Annotated in this window: 25 protein-coding genes and 2 pseudogenes; 20 read left to right on the plus strand and 7 right to left on the minus strand. The window is 48.4% G+C overall.

Annotated features, from left to right (window positions below):
- Nucleotides 1–148 precede the first annotated feature (148 nt).
- The 3 genes and pseudogenes from J3482_RS17430 to J3482_RS17440 all read left to right on the plus strand — a co-directional run.
- Nucleotides 149–736, plus strand: a pseudogene (locus tag J3482_RS17430) (Mu transposase C-terminal domain-containing protein); the annotation flags it as partial.
- The gene (locus tag J3482_RS17435; protein ID WP_206922842.1) at nt 729–1,532 is read left to right on the plus strand and encodes an ExeA family protein; all 804 of its coding nucleotides are present in this window, start codon (nt 729–731) and stop codon (nt 1,530–1,532) included. The pseudogene J3482_RS17430 and the gene J3482_RS17435, both read left to right, overlap by 8 nt.
- Nucleotides 1,532–1,762 (plus strand): DUF5348 domain-containing protein, encoded by a 231-nt coding sequence (locus J3482_RS17440; RefSeq protein WP_223204131.1) that lies wholly within the window; start codon nt 1,532–1,534, stop codon nt 1,760–1,762. Before J3482_RS17435 ends, J3482_RS17440 begins: the two co-directional genes overlap by 1 nt.
- An 82-nt stretch (nt 1,763–1,844) precedes the next feature.
- Here J3482_RS17440 and J3482_RS17445 read toward each other — a convergent pair whose 3' ends face one another.
- The 3 genes from J3482_RS17445 to J3482_RS17455 all read right to left on the minus strand — a co-directional run bounded on the left by J3482_RS17445 (nt 1,845) and on the right by J3482_RS17455 (nt 3,855).
- Entirely contained in the window at nt 1,845–2,201 is a 357-nt protein-coding gene (locus tag J3482_RS17445) for an RNA polymerase sigma factor (RefSeq protein WP_188332225.1), read from the minus strand.
- A gap of 408 nt (nt 2,202–2,609) precedes the next feature.
- Complete coding sequence (locus J3482_RS17450) at nt 2,610–3,374, minus strand: hypothetical protein (protein ID WP_146822815.1); 765 nt, start codon at nt 3,372–3,374, stop codon at nt 2,610–2,612.
- Nucleotides 3,358–3,855 carry an RNA polymerase sigma factor gene (locus tag J3482_RS17455; protein WP_188332226.1) on the minus strand — a complete coding sequence of 166 codons (498 nt, stop codon included), beginning with the start codon at nt 3,853–3,855 and terminating at the stop codon, nt 3,358–3,360. The genes J3482_RS17450 and J3482_RS17455 overlap by 17 nt, the downstream gene beginning before the upstream one ends.
- A gap of 251 nt (nt 3,856–4,106) precedes the next feature.
- On the opposite strand from J3482_RS17455, the gene cas2 reads away from it, so the two are divergent.
- Nucleotides 4,107–4,388: a CRISPR-associated endonuclease Cas2 gene (gene cas2 / locus J3482_RS17460; protein WP_146823049.1), complete on the plus strand. Its 282-nt coding sequence runs from the start codon at nt 4,107–4,109 to the stop codon at nt 4,386–4,388.
- Between the two features lie 18 nt (nt 4,389–4,406).
- Here the strand turns inward: cas2 and J3482_RS17465 are convergent, their stop codons facing one another.
- The 3 genes from J3482_RS17465 to J3482_RS17475 form a co-directional block, all read right to left on the minus strand.
- Entirely contained in the window at nt 4,407–4,955 is a 549-nt protein-coding gene (locus J3482_RS17465) for a hypothetical protein (protein WP_021295542.1), read from the minus strand.
- Between the two features lie 88 nt (nt 4,956–5,043).
- Entirely contained in the window at nt 5,044–5,430 is a 387-nt protein-coding gene (locus J3482_RS17470) for a hypothetical protein (RefSeq protein ID WP_146822819.1), read from the minus strand.
- On the minus strand, nt 5,427–5,636 hold the full coding sequence (locus tag J3482_RS17475; RefSeq protein ID WP_021295540.1) for a helix-turn-helix transcriptional regulator: 210 nt from the start codon (nt 5,634–5,636) through the stop codon (nt 5,427–5,429). The genes J3482_RS17470 and J3482_RS17475 overlap by 4 nt, the downstream gene beginning before the upstream one ends.
- A gap of 177 nt (nt 5,637–5,813) precedes the next feature.
- Here J3482_RS17475 and J3482_RS17480 point away from each other — a divergent pair, with 177 nt between their 5' ends.
- The 16 genes and pseudogenes from J3482_RS17480 (at nt 5,814) to J3482_RS17555 (ending at nt 19,210) form a co-directional block, all read left to right on the plus strand.
- Complete coding sequence (locus tag J3482_RS17480) at nt 5,814–6,095, plus strand: hypothetical protein (protein ID WP_021295539.1); 282 nt, start codon at nt 5,814–5,816, stop codon at nt 6,093–6,095.
- 339 nt (nt 6,096–6,434) lie between these two features.
- Nucleotides 6,435–7,016: a TetR/AcrR family transcriptional regulator gene (locus tag J3482_RS17485; RefSeq protein WP_021295035.1), complete on the plus strand. Its 582-nt coding sequence runs from the start codon at nt 6,435–6,437 to the stop codon at nt 7,014–7,016.
- A 16-nt stretch (nt 7,017–7,032) separates the two neighbouring features.
- Entirely contained in the window at nt 7,033–7,968 is a 936-nt protein-coding gene (gene paaA, locus J3482_RS17490; RefSeq protein ID WP_146822821.1) for a 1,2-phenylacetyl-CoA epoxidase subunit PaaA, read from the plus strand.
- 27 nt (nt 7,969–7,995) lie between these two features.
- Nucleotides 7,996–8,781: an enoyl-CoA hydratase-related protein gene (locus J3482_RS17495; protein ID WP_146822823.1), complete on the plus strand. Its 786-nt coding sequence runs from the start codon at nt 7,996–7,998 to the stop codon at nt 8,779–8,781.
- A gap of 52 nt (nt 8,782–8,833) precedes the next feature.
- Nucleotides 8,834–9,166, plus strand: coding sequence for a phenylacetic acid degradation protein (locus tag J3482_RS17500; RefSeq protein ID WP_146822825.1), 333 nt, complete (start codon nt 8,834–8,836; stop codon nt 9,164–9,166).
- Nucleotides 9,167–9,182: 16 nt separating this feature from the next.
- The gene (paaC, locus tag J3482_RS17505) at nt 9,183–9,950 is read left to right on the plus strand and encodes a 1,2-phenylacetyl-CoA epoxidase subunit PaaC (RefSeq protein ID WP_206922843.1); all 768 of its coding nucleotides are present in this window, start codon (nt 9,183–9,185) and stop codon (nt 9,948–9,950) included.
- A 29-nt stretch (nt 9,951–9,979) separates the two neighbouring features.
- Nucleotides 9,980–10,474, plus strand: coding sequence for a 1,2-phenylacetyl-CoA epoxidase subunit PaaD (gene paaD, locus J3482_RS17510; RefSeq protein WP_188332227.1), 495 nt, complete (start codon nt 9,980–9,982; stop codon nt 10,472–10,474).
- A gap of 226 nt (nt 10,475–10,700) precedes the next feature.
- Nucleotides 10,701–11,765 (plus strand): annotated as a pseudogene (locus J3482_RS17515) (phenylacetate--CoA ligase family protein); the annotation flags it as partial.
- 131 nt (nt 11,766–11,896) lie between these two features.
- Nucleotides 11,897–12,205: an EthD family reductase gene (locus J3482_RS17520; protein WP_146822829.1), complete on the plus strand. Its 309-nt coding sequence runs from the start codon at nt 11,897–11,899 to the stop codon at nt 12,203–12,205.
- A 13-nt stretch (nt 12,206–12,218) separates the two neighbouring features.
- Nucleotides 12,219–12,998 (plus strand): enoyl-CoA hydratase-related protein, encoded by a 780-nt coding sequence (locus J3482_RS17525; protein ID WP_146822831.1) that lies wholly within the window; start codon nt 12,219–12,221, stop codon nt 12,996–12,998.
- 12 nt (nt 12,999–13,010) lie between these two features.
- Nucleotides 13,011–13,790, plus strand: coding sequence for an enoyl-CoA hydratase-related protein (locus J3482_RS17530; protein WP_146822833.1), 780 nt, complete (start codon nt 13,011–13,013; stop codon nt 13,788–13,790).
- Between the two features lie 38 nt (nt 13,791–13,828).
- On the plus strand, nt 13,829–14,680 hold the full coding sequence (locus J3482_RS17535; protein WP_146822835.1) for a 3-hydroxyacyl-CoA dehydrogenase NAD-binding domain-containing protein: 852 nt from the start codon (nt 13,829–13,831) through the stop codon (nt 14,678–14,680).
- Nucleotides 14,670–15,470, plus strand: a complete 801-nt coding sequence (locus J3482_RS17540; RefSeq protein ID WP_206922844.1) for a 3-hydroxyacyl-CoA dehydrogenase family protein — start codon at nt 14,670–14,672, stop codon at nt 15,468–15,470. The genes J3482_RS17535 and J3482_RS17540 overlap by 11 nt, the downstream gene beginning before the upstream one ends.
- Entirely contained in the window at nt 15,460–16,668 is a 1,209-nt protein-coding gene (locus J3482_RS17545) for a thiolase family protein (RefSeq protein WP_146822840.1), read from the plus strand. The genes J3482_RS17540 and J3482_RS17545 overlap by 11 nt, the downstream gene beginning before the upstream one ends.
- A 30-nt stretch (nt 16,669–16,698) precedes the next feature.
- Nucleotides 16,699–18,141: an NAD-dependent succinate-semialdehyde dehydrogenase gene (locus J3482_RS17550; protein ID WP_206922845.1), complete on the plus strand. Its 1,443-nt coding sequence runs from the start codon at nt 16,699–16,701 to the stop codon at nt 18,139–18,141.
- A gap of 94 nt (nt 18,142–18,235) precedes the next feature.
- On the plus strand, nt 18,236–19,210 hold the full coding sequence (locus tag J3482_RS17555; protein ID WP_328702749.1) for an NAD(P)H-dependent flavin oxidoreductase: 975 nt from the start codon (nt 18,236–18,238) through the stop codon (nt 19,208–19,210).
- Nucleotides 19,211–19,711: 501 nt separating this feature from the next.
- Here the strand turns inward: J3482_RS17555 and J3482_RS17560 are convergent.
- Nucleotides 19,712–20,072: transposase (locus tag J3482_RS17560; RefSeq protein WP_206922846.1), on the minus strand; the 361-nt coding region annotated here is incomplete at its 5' end.

Below are 20,072 nucleotides of genomic sequence, written 5' to 3' on the forward strand. Positions count from 1 at the left end.
CACACGCAACAGGTTAAAGCAAGCTGAGTAGGTCCGTATCAGAATATTAAAACTTACAAATTCTCTGTTTGGGGTGTCCGTTCTATTGACTTAATACCACATTATCCCGAGCTTCTCATTACCTTTCTAATGCGCAGCTACACATTAGAAGGGAAAAATAGAGCGGTTTAATCGTATCGTCGACTCGCTTCTGGACGAAGTCGCTGCGGCAAAACCTAAGACATTGGAACACTTGAATCAACAATTTGAGGTCTGGTTAAGTGAATGTTATCAGAACCAACCTCACTCCGCACTTCAGAATCAGATGAGCCCCGAGACCGCCTATCGCAGTGACCGTAAAGCCATTCGTTTCATCTCACCAGAGAGCATTGCGGATGCCTTTTTGCATGCCGAAACTCGAAAAGTGGACAAGTCTGGTTGTATCAACTTCATGGGCAAGAAGTATGAAGTGGGTCTGTCATTCATCGGTTGTAAGGTGAATGTCATATACGACCCCGCAGACATCACCGAACTCACCATCGAATACGAGGGTCACCAACCTTGGGCTGTTAGAGAACTGGTTATTGGTGAGCGGGCTGGGCAAAGACCTAAACTTCCAGAGCGGTTCGAAAACCAAAGCGTTGACACCTCTCGCTTGTTGGATGCAGCTGAGAAGAAGCATCAGGATCGGCTTGAGCGTATCACGCCTGCAGTCCGCTATGACGCGGTCTGGAAGGGGGAGAACAGTCGTGTTTGAATCGTTCTACGGCTTTACTCACACGCCCTTCTCACGAGATATTCCAACAGATGAACTCTACATGTCATCTACACTGGAGGACATTCTCGGTCGGCTGAAGTATGCTGCGGAGCGTCAGTGGTTCGCAGTGGTGACTGGAGATTGTGGAACCGGAAAAACCACAACCATCCGTCGTTTCTCGGAGGCGCTGGAACAGTCGAAGTTCAAAATTCTGTACCTGTCGGATTCTAAGCTGACCCCACGACATTTTTACAAGGGGATGCTCGAGCAACTCGGTTGCGAGGCTAAGTTTTATCGCGGCGACGCGAAACGTCAATTGCATCGTGAGATTGAGCTGATGCGTGGGATACATAGCCTCAGTCCAGTTGTGGTCGTAGACGAAGCACATTTGCTAGATCGGGAGATGCTTGAGGAAGTAAGATTTTTGCTCAACTTCAAAATGGATGCGCAAAGCCCCATGGCGCTCATTCTCGTCGGGCAAAATGAGTTGTGGGAACGGCTCAACTTACAGGCTTACGCCGCCATTCGGCAACGCATTGACCTGCAGTGTAAGTTGCATCACTACGACCGCGCTGAAGTCGGGGCATACATTGAACGCCATCTAGCCTACGCAGGAGCCGGACAGCAGTCCATCTTCTCGGACAAGGCAGTCGATGAAATCTATCGCTTCTCGGTCGGAGTTCCAAGACTGGTCAACAAACTCTGTACGCATTGTCTCATGTACGGCGCTCAAAATCGGCAACGGATTATCGACGACCACATGGTTGAACGCGTCATTCAAGGTGAATGCTCATGATGGCACGAAGATTACAGATGTTCTACGACAAAGAGTTGTCGCGTTGGGTGGTTGAAGGCAGAGACGAATGGTATAGCATGCACTGCGGCGAACTCTTGCAATTTCATATTAACGGCAAGACGCTTCGCGGGCGGATCGAGCTCGGGCGAGCATCATGGTACATCATCACCGGCGACACGGCTTTTGGACTTTTAGAAAACCGACGATACGTGGTCAGCGTCGACCTATAGAAACACGCCGGGAAGGGAGAAACTCTCTCTTCCCATTTCTGTAAACACTCTTGGACAGCGAATCCGTCAATTCACGGCCAACTTACGCCGTCAGTTTTCGGACATTATGCTGTGTCAGTAACATCTGCTCTAAGTCAATCAAAAATATGTTTTCATTAATATTGTTGTCGTGCAATTTTTCTTCTAAATCAACATTGTTTTGAGTAAATTTATTCCTGCGTAATGCTGCCTTAATACAATTGTTTGTAATTGCATACAGCCATGTTTTTACGCTTGATTTATGTTTAAAATTATCCCAAGATTTTACTACTTGAAGAAATACCTCCTGAAGAATATCCTCTGCATTACTTTCACCCACGGTAAAACGGATATATCTGTATATTTCATTTCCGTATTGCTCAAATAGTGTTAAAGCGGCTTCTGATGAGGATTGTGACAACTGGTTCCCTCCTTTCACATGATTAGTGTTGTTAAAGCTTATTTTGTTACAACTTCTTTTTTAGAAACCGCGTCAAGTGGGGAGTTAAGCCTACATCATTGCATAAAATATGGAATATCGACGTTCTCACATTTAATTATTGCGAGGCTTGTTATCAAGGGAACAAACCTGGAGGCTCAAATCCAGATGGTTTTCAGCAATTGACCTTGGACTTTGTAACGCAAACACGAGCAGATTCACTGTTCGTCAATCCTTGTCGTCGAGGATGGCATCGACCTATCAAAGAGTTGGCAAGAGAGTACTTAAGATGTAGACAGTTAGTTACTGTATAAAAGTAGGCCCACATTACCCAGTGTGTTTGCGGTAATGTGGGTTTATCGTATGGAGTAGACACCAGCGATGGTCATCTCATGGTTGCTCCTGTTGCGTCAATGAGCTTGGGTCTATTTTCCCTCCGAAGAATACGCGATTCCACGTAGCAAACACGCCGGGTACATCGGGACGTTGTACAATTTTAACTAATTGGGGATTGATTAAATTTGTGTTTGGATCCCCCATGTTCCAAATGGCTGCTTGGTATGCAAGATAAATTTCTGCCAGATATCCATCTAAATAATTGGCATCAACGCCTGGACTCAAAGCCGATGGAACGGTCTCTTTGTATACGGAAACGGGATATGCCTTGATTGCTACCATTTGTTGAGGGAAGAGCGCTTGGAATGTTTTAAAATCATTCTCCATTTGCGTGACGAGAGCGGGATCGTTGGTATCACCGTCATAAATCCACAAATCCGCCAGTTGTGTATCGCGGGTAAGCAGTTGGTGTAGTTTTGACTGTTGGTCTGGTGTCATCTGATTCACTAAAGTTTGCATATCAGATGATTCAGCCTGCAGGGGTGCTGTCCTGTTGGCGGTCGTGCGCTGGCTAGGTGCCGGTTTTTGATGGTGGGAAACCGACAAGTAGCCGAGCGTGACGATGGCAATCGCGCCGAGTCCTGCCGCGAATCCGCTAATTCTTCCTCTAAACCTTCTTCGCGAAGCTGAGGACTGTGATTCGGACAATTGCACAAGGTTCTGTCGAATCCGTTGCTTACTCGCGGCCTTCATTGAGAGCTTTGGCATACGTGAAAGTTGTTCCATGGTTCGCTGCTCATCATCATTCAAGAACTTCATTTGATAACCCCCTTGCAGCTTTAATCGCGCGATGGAATATAACGCGTACTCGATTACCTGAACAGTTGAGTGCTCTGGCGGTCTCTTCAACCGTCATGTCCATGACAGTTCGGCATAAAATCACTTCTCTATAAATGGGCTTGAGTTGAGATAGAAGTTGGAGGATACTATCGCGGGAATCCTTCAACTCTGCCAGTTCTTCGGGTGTCCTCTGACCTGAGTCCACGTCTCTTAGCAGATCGTCAGCGACAAATTCATGCCGTCTACTCTTCCGATAGTGGTCTACGGCGACATTTTTGGCGATATGCAGTAACCAGGTTTTCGGACTGGACCTGCCTTCAAATTTACTTAGGCCACGAAGGGCTTTAATAAATGTCTCTTGCACTAAATCATCAACATCTCGAGTGCCCGTGTAATACACCAGGAAACTGTAGATATCGTCTGCAAACTCATCAAACAGGCGTGCGATCGCAGAATCCACCCTCCATCCCTCCTCATATGTATTGACGTACATTATCCGCGTCCATTACAGCCTTAGAAAATTTTTATCCGGTTCGGTGTAAAAAGGCGATGTCGGTGTCTCCTTATACATTAGAACCGGTTCAAAAACAGAGGGGAAGATGTATTTGACAACGGTTGTTGGTACGCCGCCGCATCCAGTGGAGTTTACGCATGGCCCGCGTCAGAGCCACATTTGGAGTTGTGCGCGTAAGCCGTGTGTCTCACGAGAAAATGTTCCACGTACCTGTTCGAGAGAGTGCAATCTATCGTATTTCTTCGAGGAGGCGAGTAGCCCAACTCTGTGTGAGCCGTGGCCAGCGTGTGCAGAAATCTGTGTTTGAGTGTCAATTGGATGAACTGCAATACGTGGAATTTATCCGATCCCTTCGCGACCTCGTTCACCCGACGGAAGACAATGTCCGCGTCTATCGCGTACGCGACTTTACCCATAAACACGTGCTGTCTCTAGGTAAAGAGGTGGGTATCGACTTTGATGAGCCACTCATTCTCTGACAATGCATGCTTTGCTTCCTATCTTCGCATGATCACGCTTGAAGAAACCAATACGGCTACGCACGCGCCAAATAAGTAGAGTTCAACATAGGATGTCGGTATTTGTTGAATGTGAAAATCGTGTTGTAAGACAAAAGCGACGACCAAAGACACGACTAAAAATGGGAGTGCGCAGGCGCTAATGAAGCGGCTTACACGTTGCTTTACTCGTTCATCGTGAATAGCCACCTCTACACCTTCTTTGTCGCGATTCGCGTTCTCTTGTTTCGCTTGTGTTCCTATAAGATTTCCTATAGAGAGAACGGGACCCAAGAAAATGCTTATCAGAATCTCCTTTACGTTGTGATGAAGAGAAATCAAGCTGAGGCCGTCAATCACGATGGCTTCAATGGCAGTGAACAGCCAACGATATTTCAATCGGAACGCTAAAAAGTAGCCTATTGGCATAACGACAAGGATGAGGATAAACCCGTATTGATGGGCAATGAAGCTTGGTTGCCCAAGAATGACAATGGCGATGATGACCCAGCAAAGCATGGTGTAAAGAGACATCGGTTTTCTGCGCATATCATTTCCTCCAGATGGAATGACGTGAAGAGAAATTCGTGGTGTAAGTTCAACCGGGTGTGTTTTACGAACGGACGGAATTGAAAATTCAGTGTTTCAGTGCCCAATGGAGTCCGATGGAGAGAACGACCATACTGAATAGGAGATATCCAAAAGCTATTGGAATCGAGATCGACGGATAGCCAATCACCATGGCGACCATCATCCCGACAGCAGGAATCGCGAATAGTAAGACAAACATTATGACAAAACCGACCTTGCGGCAGTTTTCCACCGTGCGTTCGTCAACGGTGGGGACCTTCGTTCGGATGGCACGCAGTGTTGAAATGACCTCGGATAGTACGCCGAAGAAAATAGCGATTGCCATTCCTAAAAATAAGCTTGTATTGAATTGATGCGTGTATGCTGAATAAACTGCAAAGCCGATGGCAAATCCGAGAACCAGTACGACTGTATTTTTCCAACCTAAATTCATACGGACTCGTCCTCCACCAATTCAAAAATATCTTCAACCCTCAGATGGAAATATCGACATATTTTTAGTGCTAACTCCAGACTTGGATTGTACTTGCCCAATTCAATGGCGATGACGGTTTGCCGAGTAATCTGCAGTTCCTTTGCGAGCTCAATTTGCGATATGCCTAGTTGATTTCGAAGTTCACGTATTCGATTTTTTACCACATACCGACCTTCTCTTATGTAAAGGTTTATTTACATTCTGCGGATGTGAAGAACTGATGTCAAAGATTGATTACAGTAAATATATGGGCATAACGCGATATAAGCATGGTGTCGGTATGTATGGTACGATGTTGTTTAGGATCACATTTAAAACACGAATGGCGAGGTGAAGTTTAAGTGTGGCGAGTACAAGTGTGGAAAGATAAACACATTGTTGAGGCTGAATTGTGTATAAACGAAGCGCTGGCTAAACAGAAGGAACAGGAATTTAGACAGAAGTTTGATGAAAATACGCATACATTCAAGATTGAAGAAGATAAAAATCGCGGGTGGTGGCATGATTTTCCGGGAACTGGTACTGTGTTTGACGGATCCCCAACAGGCACGCCATACAAGTTAGAACCATCCCCATTGTTAAGCGATAATTATCCCGAGAAGAAGAAAAAATGGAAGAAATGATACGTCGTGGTCAAGAGATGATCAATCAATGCGTTGTTTCTTATTGGGATTGACGGATAAGCCCTACGACAACGGGTGTTGGGATTCTTCACTGATGTACTGTTTACCTTCAAATTCACATCCCCATGATTCAGACAAGTCATAGCACCCAGTGAACCGAATACGACAGATCATTGTCGCCTTGAACGAAGAGCCTTCTGACGTATTATTCATTTTTGGCGTCGCCTGTGCTATATGGTGTGAACACGGAATTGGCGAACAATTGACAATTTAATGTCGTGATCATAAGATAAAGATATAACAAGCAAGCGCTTGCATAATCGTTGTGTAGGGGATTTTATGGAGAAGAAATCGGCACAAAGAGAGCAGATTTTGCAGGAGGCCCGTCGTTTATTCAGTCAAAAGGGGTATCACGGCACAAAAATCCGAGATATCGCGAATGCGCGAGGGATACTTTCTGGAAGCTTATACAGTCATATTTCATCCAAAGAAGACTTGCTATTTGAGATTGCGAGCGACGGTGCTGAGGCGTTTGTCACCGCTATTCAGAGTGTCGCAAATAGCTCTATGACCCCAACTGAGAAGGTACGGGCGGGGCTTGCAGCTCACATTCGGGTCATTTCGAACCATTTGGATGTGTCTAGGGTCTTTTTGCACGAGTGGCATGCGCTTTCGGATGAACGCCGCGACATCATACAACAAAAGCGTGATGAGTATGAGATGTATTGGAAAGACATCTTAGAGAGCGGTGTTCAGGCGGGGGAGTTTGTCATTTCGGATCCAAAGTTCGCAAGATTGCTGATCTTGTCCGTAGCAAATTGGGTATATAACTGGTACCAGCCTGATGGTGAACTTACACCAGAGGATATAGCGGATAGGTTTGCCAACGTGATCTTATTTGGGCTGAGGCATTCTGAATGAGAGGTGAATCTCAGCGATGAGTGACGTGCGAATGAAGGAATTTATGGAGAGGATTGAACGGGGTCAAAAGATTGAAGCAACGGACTGGATGCCCGATGAGTATCGACTTCTCTTATTACGGTTGATTCATATGCATGGCGTGAGTGAAATTATGGGGGCCTATCCGGAAAAAGAATGGGTACCCAAGGCACCTACGCTGCGCAGAAAGTTATCTTTGCTCGCAAAGGTTCAGGATGAGATGGGGCATGGTCAATTACTGCTAAGAGTAGCGGAAGACTTAGCAGCGCCCTTGGGTAAAGTTCGGGATGATTTGATTACGGACATTTTTACGGGAAAAATAAAGTTTCACAATGTGTTCCATATGGAAGCGCCTACATGGGCGGACGCTGGAATCATTGGTTGGCTCGTGGACGGTGCGGCCATCATCACACAAACTGCACTGTTGGATTGTTCCTACGGACCTTATGCCCGTGTATTAAAGCGGATATGTGCGGAAGAGAGTTTTCATATGCATCACGGGGAATCCATCATTTTGTCATTGGCGGAGGGGACAGAAGCGCAGCGACAGATGCTCCAAGAAGCCTTGAATCGTTGGTGGAATTCTTTAATGTTTTTCTTTGGTCCCACTGAAGTTTCGGATGCAGCTTCTCGAATGATTTACTATCGCATCCGCTTTAAATCGAATGAAGCGTTGCGCCAAAAATTCTTGAGTCGCTATGTGCCACGCATCCGCGCCATCGGCTTAACCGTTCCGGATGCAAATCTCTATTACGACGAGGCTGAACAAAAGTGGCACTATACAGAGCCAGATTGGGAATACTTCTCGAACATTGTTCGAAAGAATCAGGGGCCAAAATCCCAGGAACGCGTACAATTGCGGCGTGAGGCGCACGAGGGGAATCGATGGGTCCGTGATGCGTTGCTTCATTCTCAGGAGAAAGCGGTCATTTAAATCATGAGTCTGGAGAGGGTTCGGGAGATGACCGATGAACAAGTGGTTGTGAAATATGAGGAGGAACACATTGCGTTTGTGAAGTTAAACCGACCGCATGCGCTGAACGCCTTAAACTATGAGTCTTTGTGCGTTTTGGGTGAGCTAGTCAACGAGATTCGCGTGCGTCGGGATCTAAGGGCCGTTGTGTTTTTTGGGGAGGGCAAGGCATTTTGCGCTGGCGCTGATTTAAAAGAGCGGCGAACGCTCTCTCCCGACCAAGTAAGACGCAATGTACTCAAAATAAGAGACGTATTTACGGAAATTGAGAACCTGCCACAGCCAACCATCGCTGTACTTCATGGTTTCGCATTGGGTGGTGGATTTGAGCTTTCACTCGCATGCGATTTGAGATACGCAGCGAAACATACGCAATTCGGTTTAATTGAGACGAGTTTGGCGATTATTCCAGGTGCTGGCGGAACACAACGGTTAACTCGGCTGGTGGGTCCAATGTGGGCGAAGAAGTTGATATTCACAGCTGAACGGATTCAGCCGGATTTTGCGCTGCAACTTGGCATATTGACGGGTGTCGAAGCGGATTTTGAATTCGCCAAAAAGAAAGCGATTACAACGGCGAGGGAAATTGCTGAGAACGGGCCAATTGCTGTTCGACAAGCGAAGTTTGCCATCAATCAAGGACAGAATGTCGATCTCAGTACAGGGTTGGAAATCGAGTCGCAGGCGTACGAATTGCTGATTCCCACGAAAGATCGCCTAGAAGCGTTAGACGCCTTTGCGGAAAGAAGAAAGCCGGTATTTCTAGGAGAATAGTGCCCAAACGTTTGTCTTTTAAAAGCAACCGCTTGCTTGAGGAGGGGTGAGTATGTCACAGCACTACGTAGCCTTTGAGGTTTTTGTGCAACGGACGCATTTAGATCAACATGAGCATGTTGGAAGCGTCTTAGCACCAACAGCAGACATCGCGTTGCAAACCGCAAGAGAAAATTTTTTGCGTCGCGATCGGGCAGTAAACATTTGGGTTGTTCGGCAAAGCGATATTTACTCGACACCGTATGATGACACGGATTTTTTTGCGCGCGAACTAGATCGCAAATACCGCGAAGTGGGTGGCTATGCAGACAACGCACGACGTTGGAAAGCGTTTAAGGAGCGTGCTATGACGCTTGAGGAAATTATTGAAGATGTAAAAAAGTGATGGGGAGGTAACGTGTGTGAAATCACAAGAGAGCCATCCATCTGCACTGGTCGATTTTCTCTTTCAACTTGCAGATGATGAATTGATGGTTGGCCATCGCAATTCTGAGTGGCTGGGTGTTGCGCCAGATATTGAGGAAGACGTCGCCTTTTCGTCTATTGCTCAAGATGAAATTGGTCATGCCACATTTTACTACAATTTATTAGAGGAGTTGCACGTTGCCCCATCTGATGTGTTGGCGTTTGAACGCGATAGTCGTTCTCGTCGGAATGCTCGGCTGGTCGAGGCCGAAAATGGAGATTGGGCTGGGACCATCGCTCGACATTATTTCTACGACTTGTTTGAACAGGTTCGCTTGTCGGCCATTTTACATTCCAGCTATGAGCCGCTGGCTATGGGGGCATCGAAGATCATTCGGGAAGAACGCTATCATTTATTGCACATGGAAACCTGGTTTAAACGACTTGCTTCTGGTGGAGAGGAATCGAGAGGCAAACTGTTGACCGCCGTGGATGCGATATGGGGTTCTTTAGACGATTTATTTTCCCTTGGGGAATATGCTGTAACGCTTGTCGAGGCGGGGATTATCTCCAAGAATGCAGAGCAAATGCGCGATGAGTGGATTTCACTACTCCAGCCGACATTTGATGAAATTGGCTTTTGCTTACCGCGTATCCCCATGATGTCAGATGGAGGGCGCGTTGGAGAGCATACTGTGCCTTTAATAAATCTGTTGGACACGATGAGTGAAGTTTATCGGCTTCAACCAGGGGCGAAATGGTGATTGCCGATTTGTGAAGTGAGGGAGCGGAAATGGAGAAGGATACGCTCTATTCAGATGAAGCGTTAACTTCAGCGTTAATGCGAGCGCTTCATGATGTGAAAGATCCAGAAATTCCTGCCGTGAGCATCAGTGAACTGGGAATGGTCTATCGCGTTACAGTTGCAAACGGTTATGGAAAGGTCGAGTTGTTGCCGACATTTGTTGGGTGTCCTGCGCTTGAATTGATTCGCAATCGCGTCTTGGCGAGTGTTCGCGGGCTGGATGGTTTAGTGGGTATTGATGTTGAGTTTGTGATGACGAAGCCATGGTCGTCGGACAGAATCACGCCGGAGGGGATTCGCAAGCTTCGGGAATTCGGCATTGCAGCACCGCTTTCGAATGTAAAACATCGCGTTGCCCCACCGTGCCCGTATTGCGGAGCCGCAGATACGGAAATTGAAAATTTATTTGGGCCAACGGCATGTCGAGCCATTTTCTACTGTAAAAACTGTTGTCAACCCTTTGAAGGGATGAAGGTTGTATAGAGATGCGCCCGATACAAGGATGAAGAAGGGAATGATTCACGTGCTCTTCCAACCGGAAATTGAACGGATGGACCGTAAGACGCTGAGAGCTTTGCAATCTGAGCGACTGAGGGAAACTGTTTATCGCGCCTACGAACAGGTTCCCTTTTATCGTCGGAAATTTGATGAACTCGGTGTGCGGCCTGAAGACATTCGTGGGGTAGAGGATATTTATCGTTTGCCTTTTATGAAGAAAACTGATTTTCGGGAGAACTATCCGTTTGGCTTATTTGCAGTCAACCAAACGGATGTTGTTCGATTACATGGTTCATCCGGGACAAAGGGTAAGCCTACAGTGGTTGGCTATACAAAACGAGATATTGAAAATTGGGCTGAATGTGTTGCACGAGCCATCGCGACGGCAGGTGGGACTCCGGGTGATATTTTTCACGTGTTATATGGGTATGGACTTTTTACCGGTGGGCTAGGTCTGCATTATGGTGCAGAACGACTCGGCATGACGGTTGTGCCGGTTTCCGTCGGCAACACAAGTCGTCAAATTACATTGATTGAAGATTTTAAACCGCGCGGCGTCGCAGCAACGCCATCCTACCTTTTGAACATCGTCGAAACACTGGAGGCAATGGGCAAAGACCCGCGACAGGTCAGCTTGGAGTACGGAATTCTGGGTGCAGAACCGTGGTCTGAGGAAATGCGAAAGGCGCTGGAAGAGAAGCTCGGGATGAAGGCGCTGGATATTTACGGTCTGTCAGAAGTGATGGGCCCGGGTGTCGGAATCGAGTGTGCAGAGGCACAGGATGGTTTGCATATTGCGGAAGATCATTTTCTGATTGAAATTGTTCATCCACAAACGGGTGAGCCTGTACCCGATGGGGCGTTAGGTGAGGTTGTCTTTACGACGCTTACGAAGGAAGCGCTCCCCGTGATTCGTTATCGCACAGGTGATATGGCCTATATCTATTCAGAAGCTTGTCGGTGTGGGCGAACGCATGTCAGGATGTCGCGGATAAAAGGCCGTCTGGATGACATGCTGATTGTCCGTGGCGTCAACGTATTTCCGTCGGAAATTGAATCGGTTGTGATGAATATGGCTGATCTCTCTCCTTACTATCAAATTGTTGTCGAGCGTCAAGGTACGTTAGATGAGTTGACCTTGTGTGTGGAAGTGAACGAACGATTGGTCAATATGGCAGGTGAGTTCAACCTGCAACATGAGGCTTTTCGGTCATTGCACCAGCAATTGGGCCACGAGCTTAAAAACACACTGGGCATTGGAACAAACATCACCCTTTGCGAACCGGGAACGCTGCCTCGAAGTGAGGGGAAGGCCGTGCGCATTGTCGATCACCGTAATCTCTATCACGTCTGATGGATTATTTGGATAAATGAACGACATTTCATTGAAAAGGAAGGGAATCTGCCATGGTAAAACTAGTCGCGATGTACAAAATGCCCAAAGATAAGGAAGCATTTGACGTGCATTATGAAAGCGTTCACACGCCTTTGGTGAAGAAAATGCCCGGTTTGCAGAAGATTGAAGTAACCCGATTTGTTGGAACGCCGATGGGAACCGAACCGGACTACTATCTGATGGCTGAAATGTACTTTTTAAATCACGAGGAACTGACCAATTCCATGAAGTCACCAGAGGGGCGAGCTGCGGCAAAGGATTTGATGGGCTTTGCCGGATCGATTGTGTCGATGACGATTGGCGAAGTCGTAGGGGCGTAATTGGGGGATTGAGATGGGGAATTCATACAAGTATATCTCTGTAGACGTCGATGGTTTTGTCGCACTTGTCGAGCTTCGGCGCCATCAAGCGCACAATGCGCTAAATCTGGAATTGATGGAGGAATTGGTGGCGGAGCTTGAGCGACTCGATGTGGATGATGATGTGCGCTGTACTGTTCTAACCGGTAGCATGCGTGCTTTTGCCGCTGGCGCTGATATATCGGAGATGGTCGATGCAACGGCGGTAGAAATGAAATTGCGCAATCAGTTTCGCTGTTGGGATAGAATTCGCTGGTTACGAAAGCCACTGATTGCAGCGGTCAATGGGTATGCACTGGGTGGTGGCTGCGAGTTGGCGATGGCTTGCGACATCATTGTCGCGGGTGAAAATGCGAAGTTTGGGCAACCGGAAGTAAATTTAGGCGTCATGCCTGGGGCTGGTGGAACGCAGCGCTTGGTTCGGGCGGTCGGAAAAGCGCGGGCGATGGAGATTTTGTTACTGGGTGAACCTATCACAGCGGAGGAAGCCTTGCAGTTCGGTCTTATTAATCGGGTGGTTCCAAGTGAGTTATGCGTACAAGAAGCGTTAGGCATTGCGCAGGTGATTTCTAGCAAGGCGCCACTTGCTGTTCAATTGATTAAAGAGTCTGTGGGGAAAGCCTATGACAGTACGCTTCAAGACGGTATGGAGTATGAGCGCAATTGCTTTTATCTCCTTTGTGGGAGTCAGGATAAAACGGAGGGCATGCGCGCGTTTATGGAAAAACGGCAACCATTTTTTCAAGGTAGATAGAGGGGATAGGACATGGACACCTCCATACGAGTGGAACAGCGCGATACTGTCGCCGTAATTTCTCTGAATCGACCAGATAAACTCAACGCATTTACGCCAGAGATGCAACGTGCGCTTCAAGACGTGTTGACGGGGATTGAACGAAATGAAGAAATTCGGGCGGTGGTACTAACGGGTGAGGGGCGAGCATTTTGTGCAGGCCAAGACCTGGAATCCATTCAGCATCATCCAGACCTAAACTACGGTGAAGTTTTGAAACAGGGCTATAACCCTTTGATTTTGAAGCTGACGAGGTTGGACAAACCGGTCATTGCTGCCATTAATGGCGTTGCAGCTGGAGCGGGTGTCAGCTTGGCTTTAGCTTGTGATTTTAGGATAGCGTCAGAACGCGCCTCATTGATTCAATCTTTTGTCAATATTGGACTGATTCCTGATTCAGGGAGTACATGGCTCTTACCGAGGATTATCGGACTGACGAAAGCGATAGAGGTCATGTTTCTTGGCGAAAAAATATCAGCCGTCGATGCAGCGCAAATGGGGCTCATTCATCGTACCTGCCCACCAGAACAACTGTTGTCGGAGGCGCTGGCCTTGGCAGAGCGCCTTGGCAAATTGCCGACGAAAGCGATTGGTATGACGAAGCGGGCAATATACCAGGGACTTGGCAATACGCTCGAACAGTCGTTGGCGTATGAAGCTCAATTACAAGCGCTGGCCGGACGGACAGATGATCATCAGGAGGGATTGCGGGCGTTTTTTGAAAAGCGAACGCCGGAATATCAAGGACGTTAGTTGTATTTGCGATGTGGTTCGGAAGGAGGTTGGTCTGTGTGCATAAGGGAACTGTGACGGTTGTCGGTGCCGGAACGATGGGCAATGGCATTGCGGAAGTCTTTGCCGTGGGTGGCTATTCTGTCAAGTTGTTCGATGTGAACGAAGAGGCTCGGGAACATGGCATTCACGCGATTTTACTGCGCCTTCAAAAGCAATTTGAGCGCGGAAAACTTGATGCGAAACCGCAGGAAATCATGTGTCGTATTCAGGGAATTTCAACGCTTGCGCAGTCGGAAGGCTCAGCTTTGGTCGTGGAGGCGGCACTTGAACGGCTGGATGTCAAACAAGATATTTTCCGTAGTCTCGATAACATCCATTCGCCGACAACCATTTTGGCGACAAATACGTCCTCGATGTCTGTGACGGAGATTGCATCGGTAACCAGTCATCCTGAACGCGTGATTGGTATGCACTTTTTTAACCCGGCGCCACGTATGCCGTTAGTAGAAATTGTTCGATCCCGCATGAGCAGCGATGACGCCATATCTACGGCGATGGGTTTGGCCAATGATGTGGGTAAGGTGCCGATTCAAGTCCGTGATACGCCAGGGTTCATCGTGAATCGGGTTGCCCGCCCCTTTTATAATGAAGCACTTCGCCTGGTTGGAGATAGGGTCGCGACGGTGGAGCAAGTGGATAGGATTATGAGAAGCGCTGGGTTTAAGATGGGACCTTTTGAACTGCAAGATATGATTGGGCTCGATATTAACTTTGCGGCGACCCGTTCCACGTATGAATCCTTTTTTGGCGAACCTAGGTTTCGACCGCATCCGATTCAGCGAACGATGGTCAATTCTGGCATGCTCGGTCGTAAAACCGGGCGGGGGTATTACAGGTATGACGAGTAATATTCTTCTTCTCGGCGACGGAAAGACGGCGAATGATCTCGCGACATGGCTCCAATCAAAAGGCGATTATGTAACACAATATCGCGTAAACCACCCGGTTGATTTGAATACGTATCCGCGTTTTGATGTGGTGCTGGATGTTCATTTCGATGTGAATCGAAAGATGACAGCATGGGCGTCTGTTCGCAATTGTGTACCGGCTGATGCGATGGTGTTTACTTCATGTACTGCCGCGTGTGTCACGCAAGTCGCAGCGCTCATGGATAGGAATCTACTGGTAGCTGGGTTTCATCCCTGGGCGATTGAAACGCTTGATGTCATGGAACTCGCTCGCCCCCTTCAGGAGGAGAACGACGATAGATGGGGGAGATTGGTGCAATTCTTTGCCCAACGTGGCAAACATGTCGAAGTGGTGGATGACGCGCCAGGGCTGGTCTTCCCCAGGATTTTGTCACTGCTTGTCAACGAGGCCTCGTTCGCACTCAGTGAAGGTGTGGCTACAGCACGGGATATTGATAGTGCCATGGTTCTTGGCACGAATTATCCTAAAGGACCCTTTACTTGGGCTGATGAAATTGGTGTTGATGAGATTTTGGCTGTTCTCGCGAGCTTACACAGTGAACTCGGCGAAGATCGATATCGCCCCTCTTTATACTTGAAAAAGCTTGTATACGCTGGGCGAACGGGAAAATCCGCAGGCCGCGGTTTTTACGAGTATCAACAGGAAAGGGTGGTGAAGACCGTAGTAAGGGGGGATAACTCTCTTACTACGGGCGATGATGGCATGTGAAGCGGTCATTGTAGACGCGGTAAGAACCCCATTTGGCAAATATGGTGGAGCGTTGTCTCGCGTTCGACCAGATGACTTGGCAGCCACCGTGATTCGGTCGTTAGTCGCGAGAAATCCACTATTGAATCCCAGTGATATCGAGGATGTCATCTTCGGGTGCGCCAATCAGGCTGGTGAGGACAACCGGAACATTGCGCGGATGGCGCTTTTGCTGGCCGGTTTACCAGAAACCGTGGGCGGGGTAACGGTGAACAGGCTTTGCGCGTCTGGCTTGGAAGCGGTGAATCAAGCGGCGGCCGCGATTCGGATGGGGGTTGGAAAGGCATACATTGCCGGTGGCGTGGAGAGTATGTCACGCGCTCCGCTTGTGATGTTAAAGGCTGAGCAGCCATTTCAGCGGGGGAATCCTGAGGTGGCGGACACGACCATTGGCTGGCGCTTTGTGAATCCTAAGCTGGCAGCGCTTTATCCGCCCGTTAGTATGGGTGAGACTGCAGAGAACGTTGCGGAGCAATACCAAATTTCGCGAGAAGATCAGGATGAATTTGCGCTAATTAGTCAGCGTAGAGCTGCAAACGCATGGGATAGCGGCATCTTTGCGCGAGAAGTGATTCCCGTCGAAGTGCCGTTCGGGCGCGGGCAGACTGAAATCGTAGCCAGAGATGAGCACATCCGACCCAATGTGACGATGGAGAGCTTGGCAAAGTTAAAGCCAGTTTTTCGTCCTGGTGGAACGGTGACCCCCGGAAATTCATCTGGGATTAACGACGGTGCCGCAGCGCTGCTCCTCATGGATAAGGATTATGCAGAATCTTTGGGTTTGCAGCCACTAGCCAGGATTGTTTCATTTGCAGTAGCGGGGGTCAATCCGGATGTCATGGGCCTTGGCCCAATTTACGCGACGCGTAAGCTACTCAACCGCGTTGGGATTTCAATCCATGATGTCGATGTCGTCGAAATTAACGAGGCGTTTGCTGCACAATCCTTGGCTTGTATACGAGAACTTGGCATCGATACGGATAAGGTCAATGTACATGGTGGCGCAATCGCGTATGGGCATCCGCTGGGCGCAAGCGGTGCGCGATTGGTCGGGACGCTCACTTATGAACTCATTCGCCGGCAGGGGCGATACGGACTTGCGTCGTTGTGTATTGGTGTGGGTCAAGGTTTAGCCACGCTTGTCGAAAGGTTGTCGTAGACAAAGCGATATGAAAGGTGGATGTGTTCCATGGCTGAAGTGAAACGCATGTTTGTGAATCATGAGTGGATTGAGTCGGAGAGTAAAGAAGTCTTGCGTGTGATAAATCCTGCAAATGGGGAAGAGGTAGGCGTTGTCACGTTTGGCGATGCGCGTGATGCGGCGAAGGCGATTGCCGCTGCGCACGAGGCATTTCCAGATTGGTCGACGACCACAGCGCAAAAACGTGCGAAATACCTCTATCAGCTCTATGAATTGGTGCGCAATCACCGAGATGAGTTGGCGACCATTATCGCTACAGAGATGGGCAAGCCACTACGGGAAGCGAAATGGGAAGTACTTGGTGCTGCGGACAACTTTATGTGGTATGCGGAAGAAGCGAAGCGTGTGTACGGGGAAACCGTTCCGAGTGCTGATCCGAACAAACGATTGATGGTGTTGCGTCAACCGGTTGGCGTCGTTGCGGCGATTACGCCGTGGAACTTTCCCGTGAACATGGTCGCGCGAAAGATTGCACCCGCGTTGGCAGCCGGTTGCACGGTGGTGTTGAAACCAGCTGAGAGTACACCACTGAGTGCGATTCGTCTGTTTGAGTTGATTGAGGAAGCTGGGTTTCCGAAAGGCGTGGCGAATCTGGTCATTGGGGATCCGGAGAAAATCGGCAAGGAATTTCTGGAGAACCCAAATGTCCGGAAGATTGCTTTTACCGGATCGACACGAGTTGGAAAACGTTTAATGGAAGGTGCAGCCAAACAGGTGAAGCGCGTTAGCCTGGAATTGGGCGGTCATGCTCCGTTCATCGTCTTCGACGATGCCGATTTGGATGCCGCTGTTCAAGGGTTATTTGAAAGTAAGTACCGCACGTCGGGGCAGATGTGTATTTGTACGAATCGACTCTTTGTGCACGCGTCAGTTCTACAGGAATTTACTGAAAAACTCATTGAGCGTTTAAAACACGCGAAGGTTGGTGATGGACGCGATAAAGCTACGGAAATTGGACCTTTGGTGAATGAGAAAGGCATGAATAAGGTTTTAGAGCATATTGAGGATGCGGTCGCAAAAGGCGCCAAAGTTGTATATGGCGGGCGTCGACTCGTTGAGGGCGAATATGCGAATGGCTTCTATATTGAGCCGACGGTGCTTGTGGATGTGACACCGGATATGAAAATTTTGCGGGAAGAAACGTTTGGACCGGTTGTTCCCATGATTCCATTTCAAGATGAAGCCTCGGTCTTGCGTATGGCGAATGACTCGACTTACGGATTGGCCGCATATGTTTACACCCGCGATAATAGCCGTTGTTTCCGCATGGCAGAGGGTCTTGAGTACGGCATTGTCGGCGTCAATGACGGCGCACCGACGCAGACGCAGGCGCCGTTTGGTGGATTTAAGGAAAGTGGGATTGGGCGAGAAGGCGGGCGATATGCAATGGATGCCTTTCTGGAAACCAAGTTTGTGTCGTTCGGAATTTGATGACGTAACGCTTCAAAAATAAATCGAGGGAGCAGGCGAATTGGATATTCGCCTTGTTCTTTATTTTCCACAAAAAGGGGGGATGGTCGTGTATATCCGACGATTAATCGATATATTGGGTATTCGTTATCCGATTATTCAGGGGGGAATGGGAAATGTCAGTAGCGGCGAGTTATGTGCCGCTGTCTCGGAAGCAGGCGGATTGGGTCAGATTGGTGCCGGAACGCTACCGCTGGATGAAGTTGAACGGCGTATCGTCGTTGCGAAACAATTGACGCGCAACCCTTTTGGCGTCAATTTGCCTGTCAATATCCACCCTGACCCACAAGGGGTTATCGAGTTAATTCAAATGCACGATGTGCCCGTCGTGAGTCTATCAGCGGGCAACCCGAGCCCTTGGATTCCTCGTTTACATCGCATCGGTAAGACGGTGATGGTCACGGTGGCCTCGGAAAAACATGCAGTCAAGGCGGCAGCGGCTGGCGCGGACATATTGGTTGCTGAAGGCGTGGAAGCGGCCGGGAAAAACTCTCCGCTGGAGATTACAACGATGGTTCTGGTGCCTTTGGTTGCGAGAGCCGTTCGAGTCCCAGTCGTCGCCGCAGGTGGAATTGCGGACGCAAACGGCCTGGTTGCCGCCCTTGCTTTGGGGGCGAGTGGGGTTCAAATGGGGACCCGTCTCATTGCGACAAAGGAAGCGCTTGTCAATCTGCGATACAAGGAAGCGCTACTACATGCCACAGAAAGCGATACGCTGGTTCTTGGCCGATCCGTTGGCCGGATAACCCGCGTGCTTGCCACGCCCCGCTCGAAGGAACTCTACGAGAAGGAGCAAGGCGGCATGTCGCTGTCTGAATTCGAACAGGCCTTAAGTGAAGATAGTCACGTTCAAGGCGCGCTAGAGGGATTATTCGAAGTGGGCCATGTGAATGCAGGGCAAGTGGCCGGTGCAATCAGGGACATTCCCACGATGCAGGAACTGTTTGACCGTATGATCAAAGCGTCGTTTGACATTCAGCGGACGATTTCAGACGGATTGGCGGATTTGAACGTGGCGGGTGGCTCGTGAGGTAGAATTTTAAGTTGGCATACCAGAAGCGGCCAGCGCTAATGTAAACTGGCCGCTTTCCGTGAGGGATTTTGCTTCAGGGACAAGTAGCGTACTTTTTCATATGACTTACATTTGCTTTAACCTGTTATCCAACAAAGAGCTCTTCGCTAATCCCTTTTCCATTCTTAAAATAAGAACATGATCTACGTAATTTTCTGAGTAGACTAAGATTCACGTGCGAGAGTGCTGTACACGTTGTACTATTACCCAGAAAAGGAACTCTACATGTATGTAATAAATGAAAATACATGGAATTGGGTGGTACTGTACCTATGGATAAGTTAAAAAACAAGACACTTATTTACCTCAGTGATAACTGCTATCTAGATATTGAGCGAGGTAAATACTTTCAAAATGGATTAGAAATCACATTTTCAAAAAATGAGACCCTATTATTACAATGCCTAGCCCAAAGTATGGGAGTGTCAATAATTTTGTGTAAACTCTATCAGACGGTTTCTAGTGAAGATAGGGTTTCAAGCGCTCCTCGAAATGTATCGCAAGCTGGCTGAAGATTTCTCCCCAGTTATGAACTCGCGTGGTCCATTTTCTGGTCACTTCCATTGTCGCCAGATACAGCATCTTCACGAGAGAATCATCCGTCGGGAACATGCTCTTGCCTTTCGTCACCTTCCGTAGTTGCCTGTGGTAGCCTTCAATTAGATTCGTCGTATAGATGATTTTGCGCATCTGTTGGGGATAGCGGAAGAACGTCGATAGCTCCGTCCAGTTACTACGCCATGAGCGTACAATGATGGGGTATTTCTTGCCCCACGTCTCCTCGAATTGGTCCAGTGCCGCGAGTGCTGTCTCCTCCGTG

Source organism: Alicyclobacillus suci, from assembly GCF_017329615.1.
Taxonomy (GTDB): domain Bacteria; phylum Bacillota; class Bacilli; order Alicyclobacillales; family Alicyclobacillaceae; genus Alicyclobacillus; species Alicyclobacillus suci.

Excerpts from the sequence above, each read along its gene's own strand:
- J3482_RS17440 (WP_223204131.1), top strand. The coding sequence starts at position 1,532 with ATGGCACGAAGATTACAGATGTTCTACGACAAAGAGTTGTCGCGTTGG.
- J3482_RS17450 (WP_146822815.1), bottom strand. The coding sequence starts at position 3,374 with ATGAAGTTCTTGAATGATGATGAGCAGCGAACCATGGAACAACTTTCA.
- cas2 (WP_146823049.1), top strand. The coding sequence starts at position 4,107 with ATGTTCCACGTACCTGTTCGAGAGAGTGCAATCTATCGTATTTCTTCG.
- J3482_RS17465 (WP_021295542.1), bottom strand. The coding sequence starts at position 4,955 with ATGCGCAGAAAACCGATGTCTCTTTACACCATGCTTTGCTGGGTCATC.
- J3482_RS17470 (WP_146822819.1), bottom strand. The coding sequence starts at position 5,430 with ATGAATTTAGGTTGGAAAAATACAGTCGTACTGGTTCTCGGATTTGCC.
- J3482_RS17485 (WP_021295035.1), top strand. The coding sequence starts at position 6,435 with ATGGAGAAGAAATCGGCACAAAGAGAGCAGATTTTGCAGGAGGCCCGT.
- paaA (WP_146822821.1), top strand. The coding sequence starts at position 7,033 with ATGAGTGACGTGCGAATGAAGGAATTTATGGAGAGGATTGAACGGGGT.
- J3482_RS17495 (WP_146822823.1), top strand. The coding sequence starts at position 7,996 with ATGACCGATGAACAAGTGGTTGTGAAATATGAGGAGGAACACATTGCG.
- J3482_RS17500 (WP_146822825.1), top strand. The coding sequence starts at position 8,834 with ATGTCACAGCACTACGTAGCCTTTGAGGTTTTTGTGCAACGGACGCAT.
- paaD (WP_188332227.1), top strand. The coding sequence starts at position 9,980 with ATGGAGAAGGATACGCTCTATTCAGATGAAGCGTTAACTTCAGCGTTA.
- J3482_RS17520 (WP_146822829.1), top strand. The coding sequence starts at position 11,897 with ATGGTAAAACTAGTCGCGATGTACAAAATGCCCAAAGATAAGGAAGCA.
- J3482_RS17525 (WP_146822831.1), top strand. The coding sequence starts at position 12,219 with ATGGGGAATTCATACAAGTATATCTCTGTAGACGTCGATGGTTTTGTC.
- J3482_RS17530 (WP_146822833.1), top strand. The coding sequence starts at position 13,011 with ATGGACACCTCCATACGAGTGGAACAGCGCGATACTGTCGCCGTAATT.
- J3482_RS17540 (WP_206922844.1), top strand. The coding sequence starts at position 14,670 with ATGACGAGTAATATTCTTCTTCTCGGCGACGGAAAGACGGCGAATGAT.
- J3482_RS17545 (WP_146822840.1), top strand. The coding sequence starts at position 15,460 with ATGGCATGTGAAGCGGTCATTGTAGACGCGGTAAGAACCCCATTTGGC.
- J3482_RS17550 (WP_206922845.1), top strand. The coding sequence starts at position 16,699 with ATGGCTGAAGTGAAACGCATGTTTGTGAATCATGAGTGGATTGAGTCG.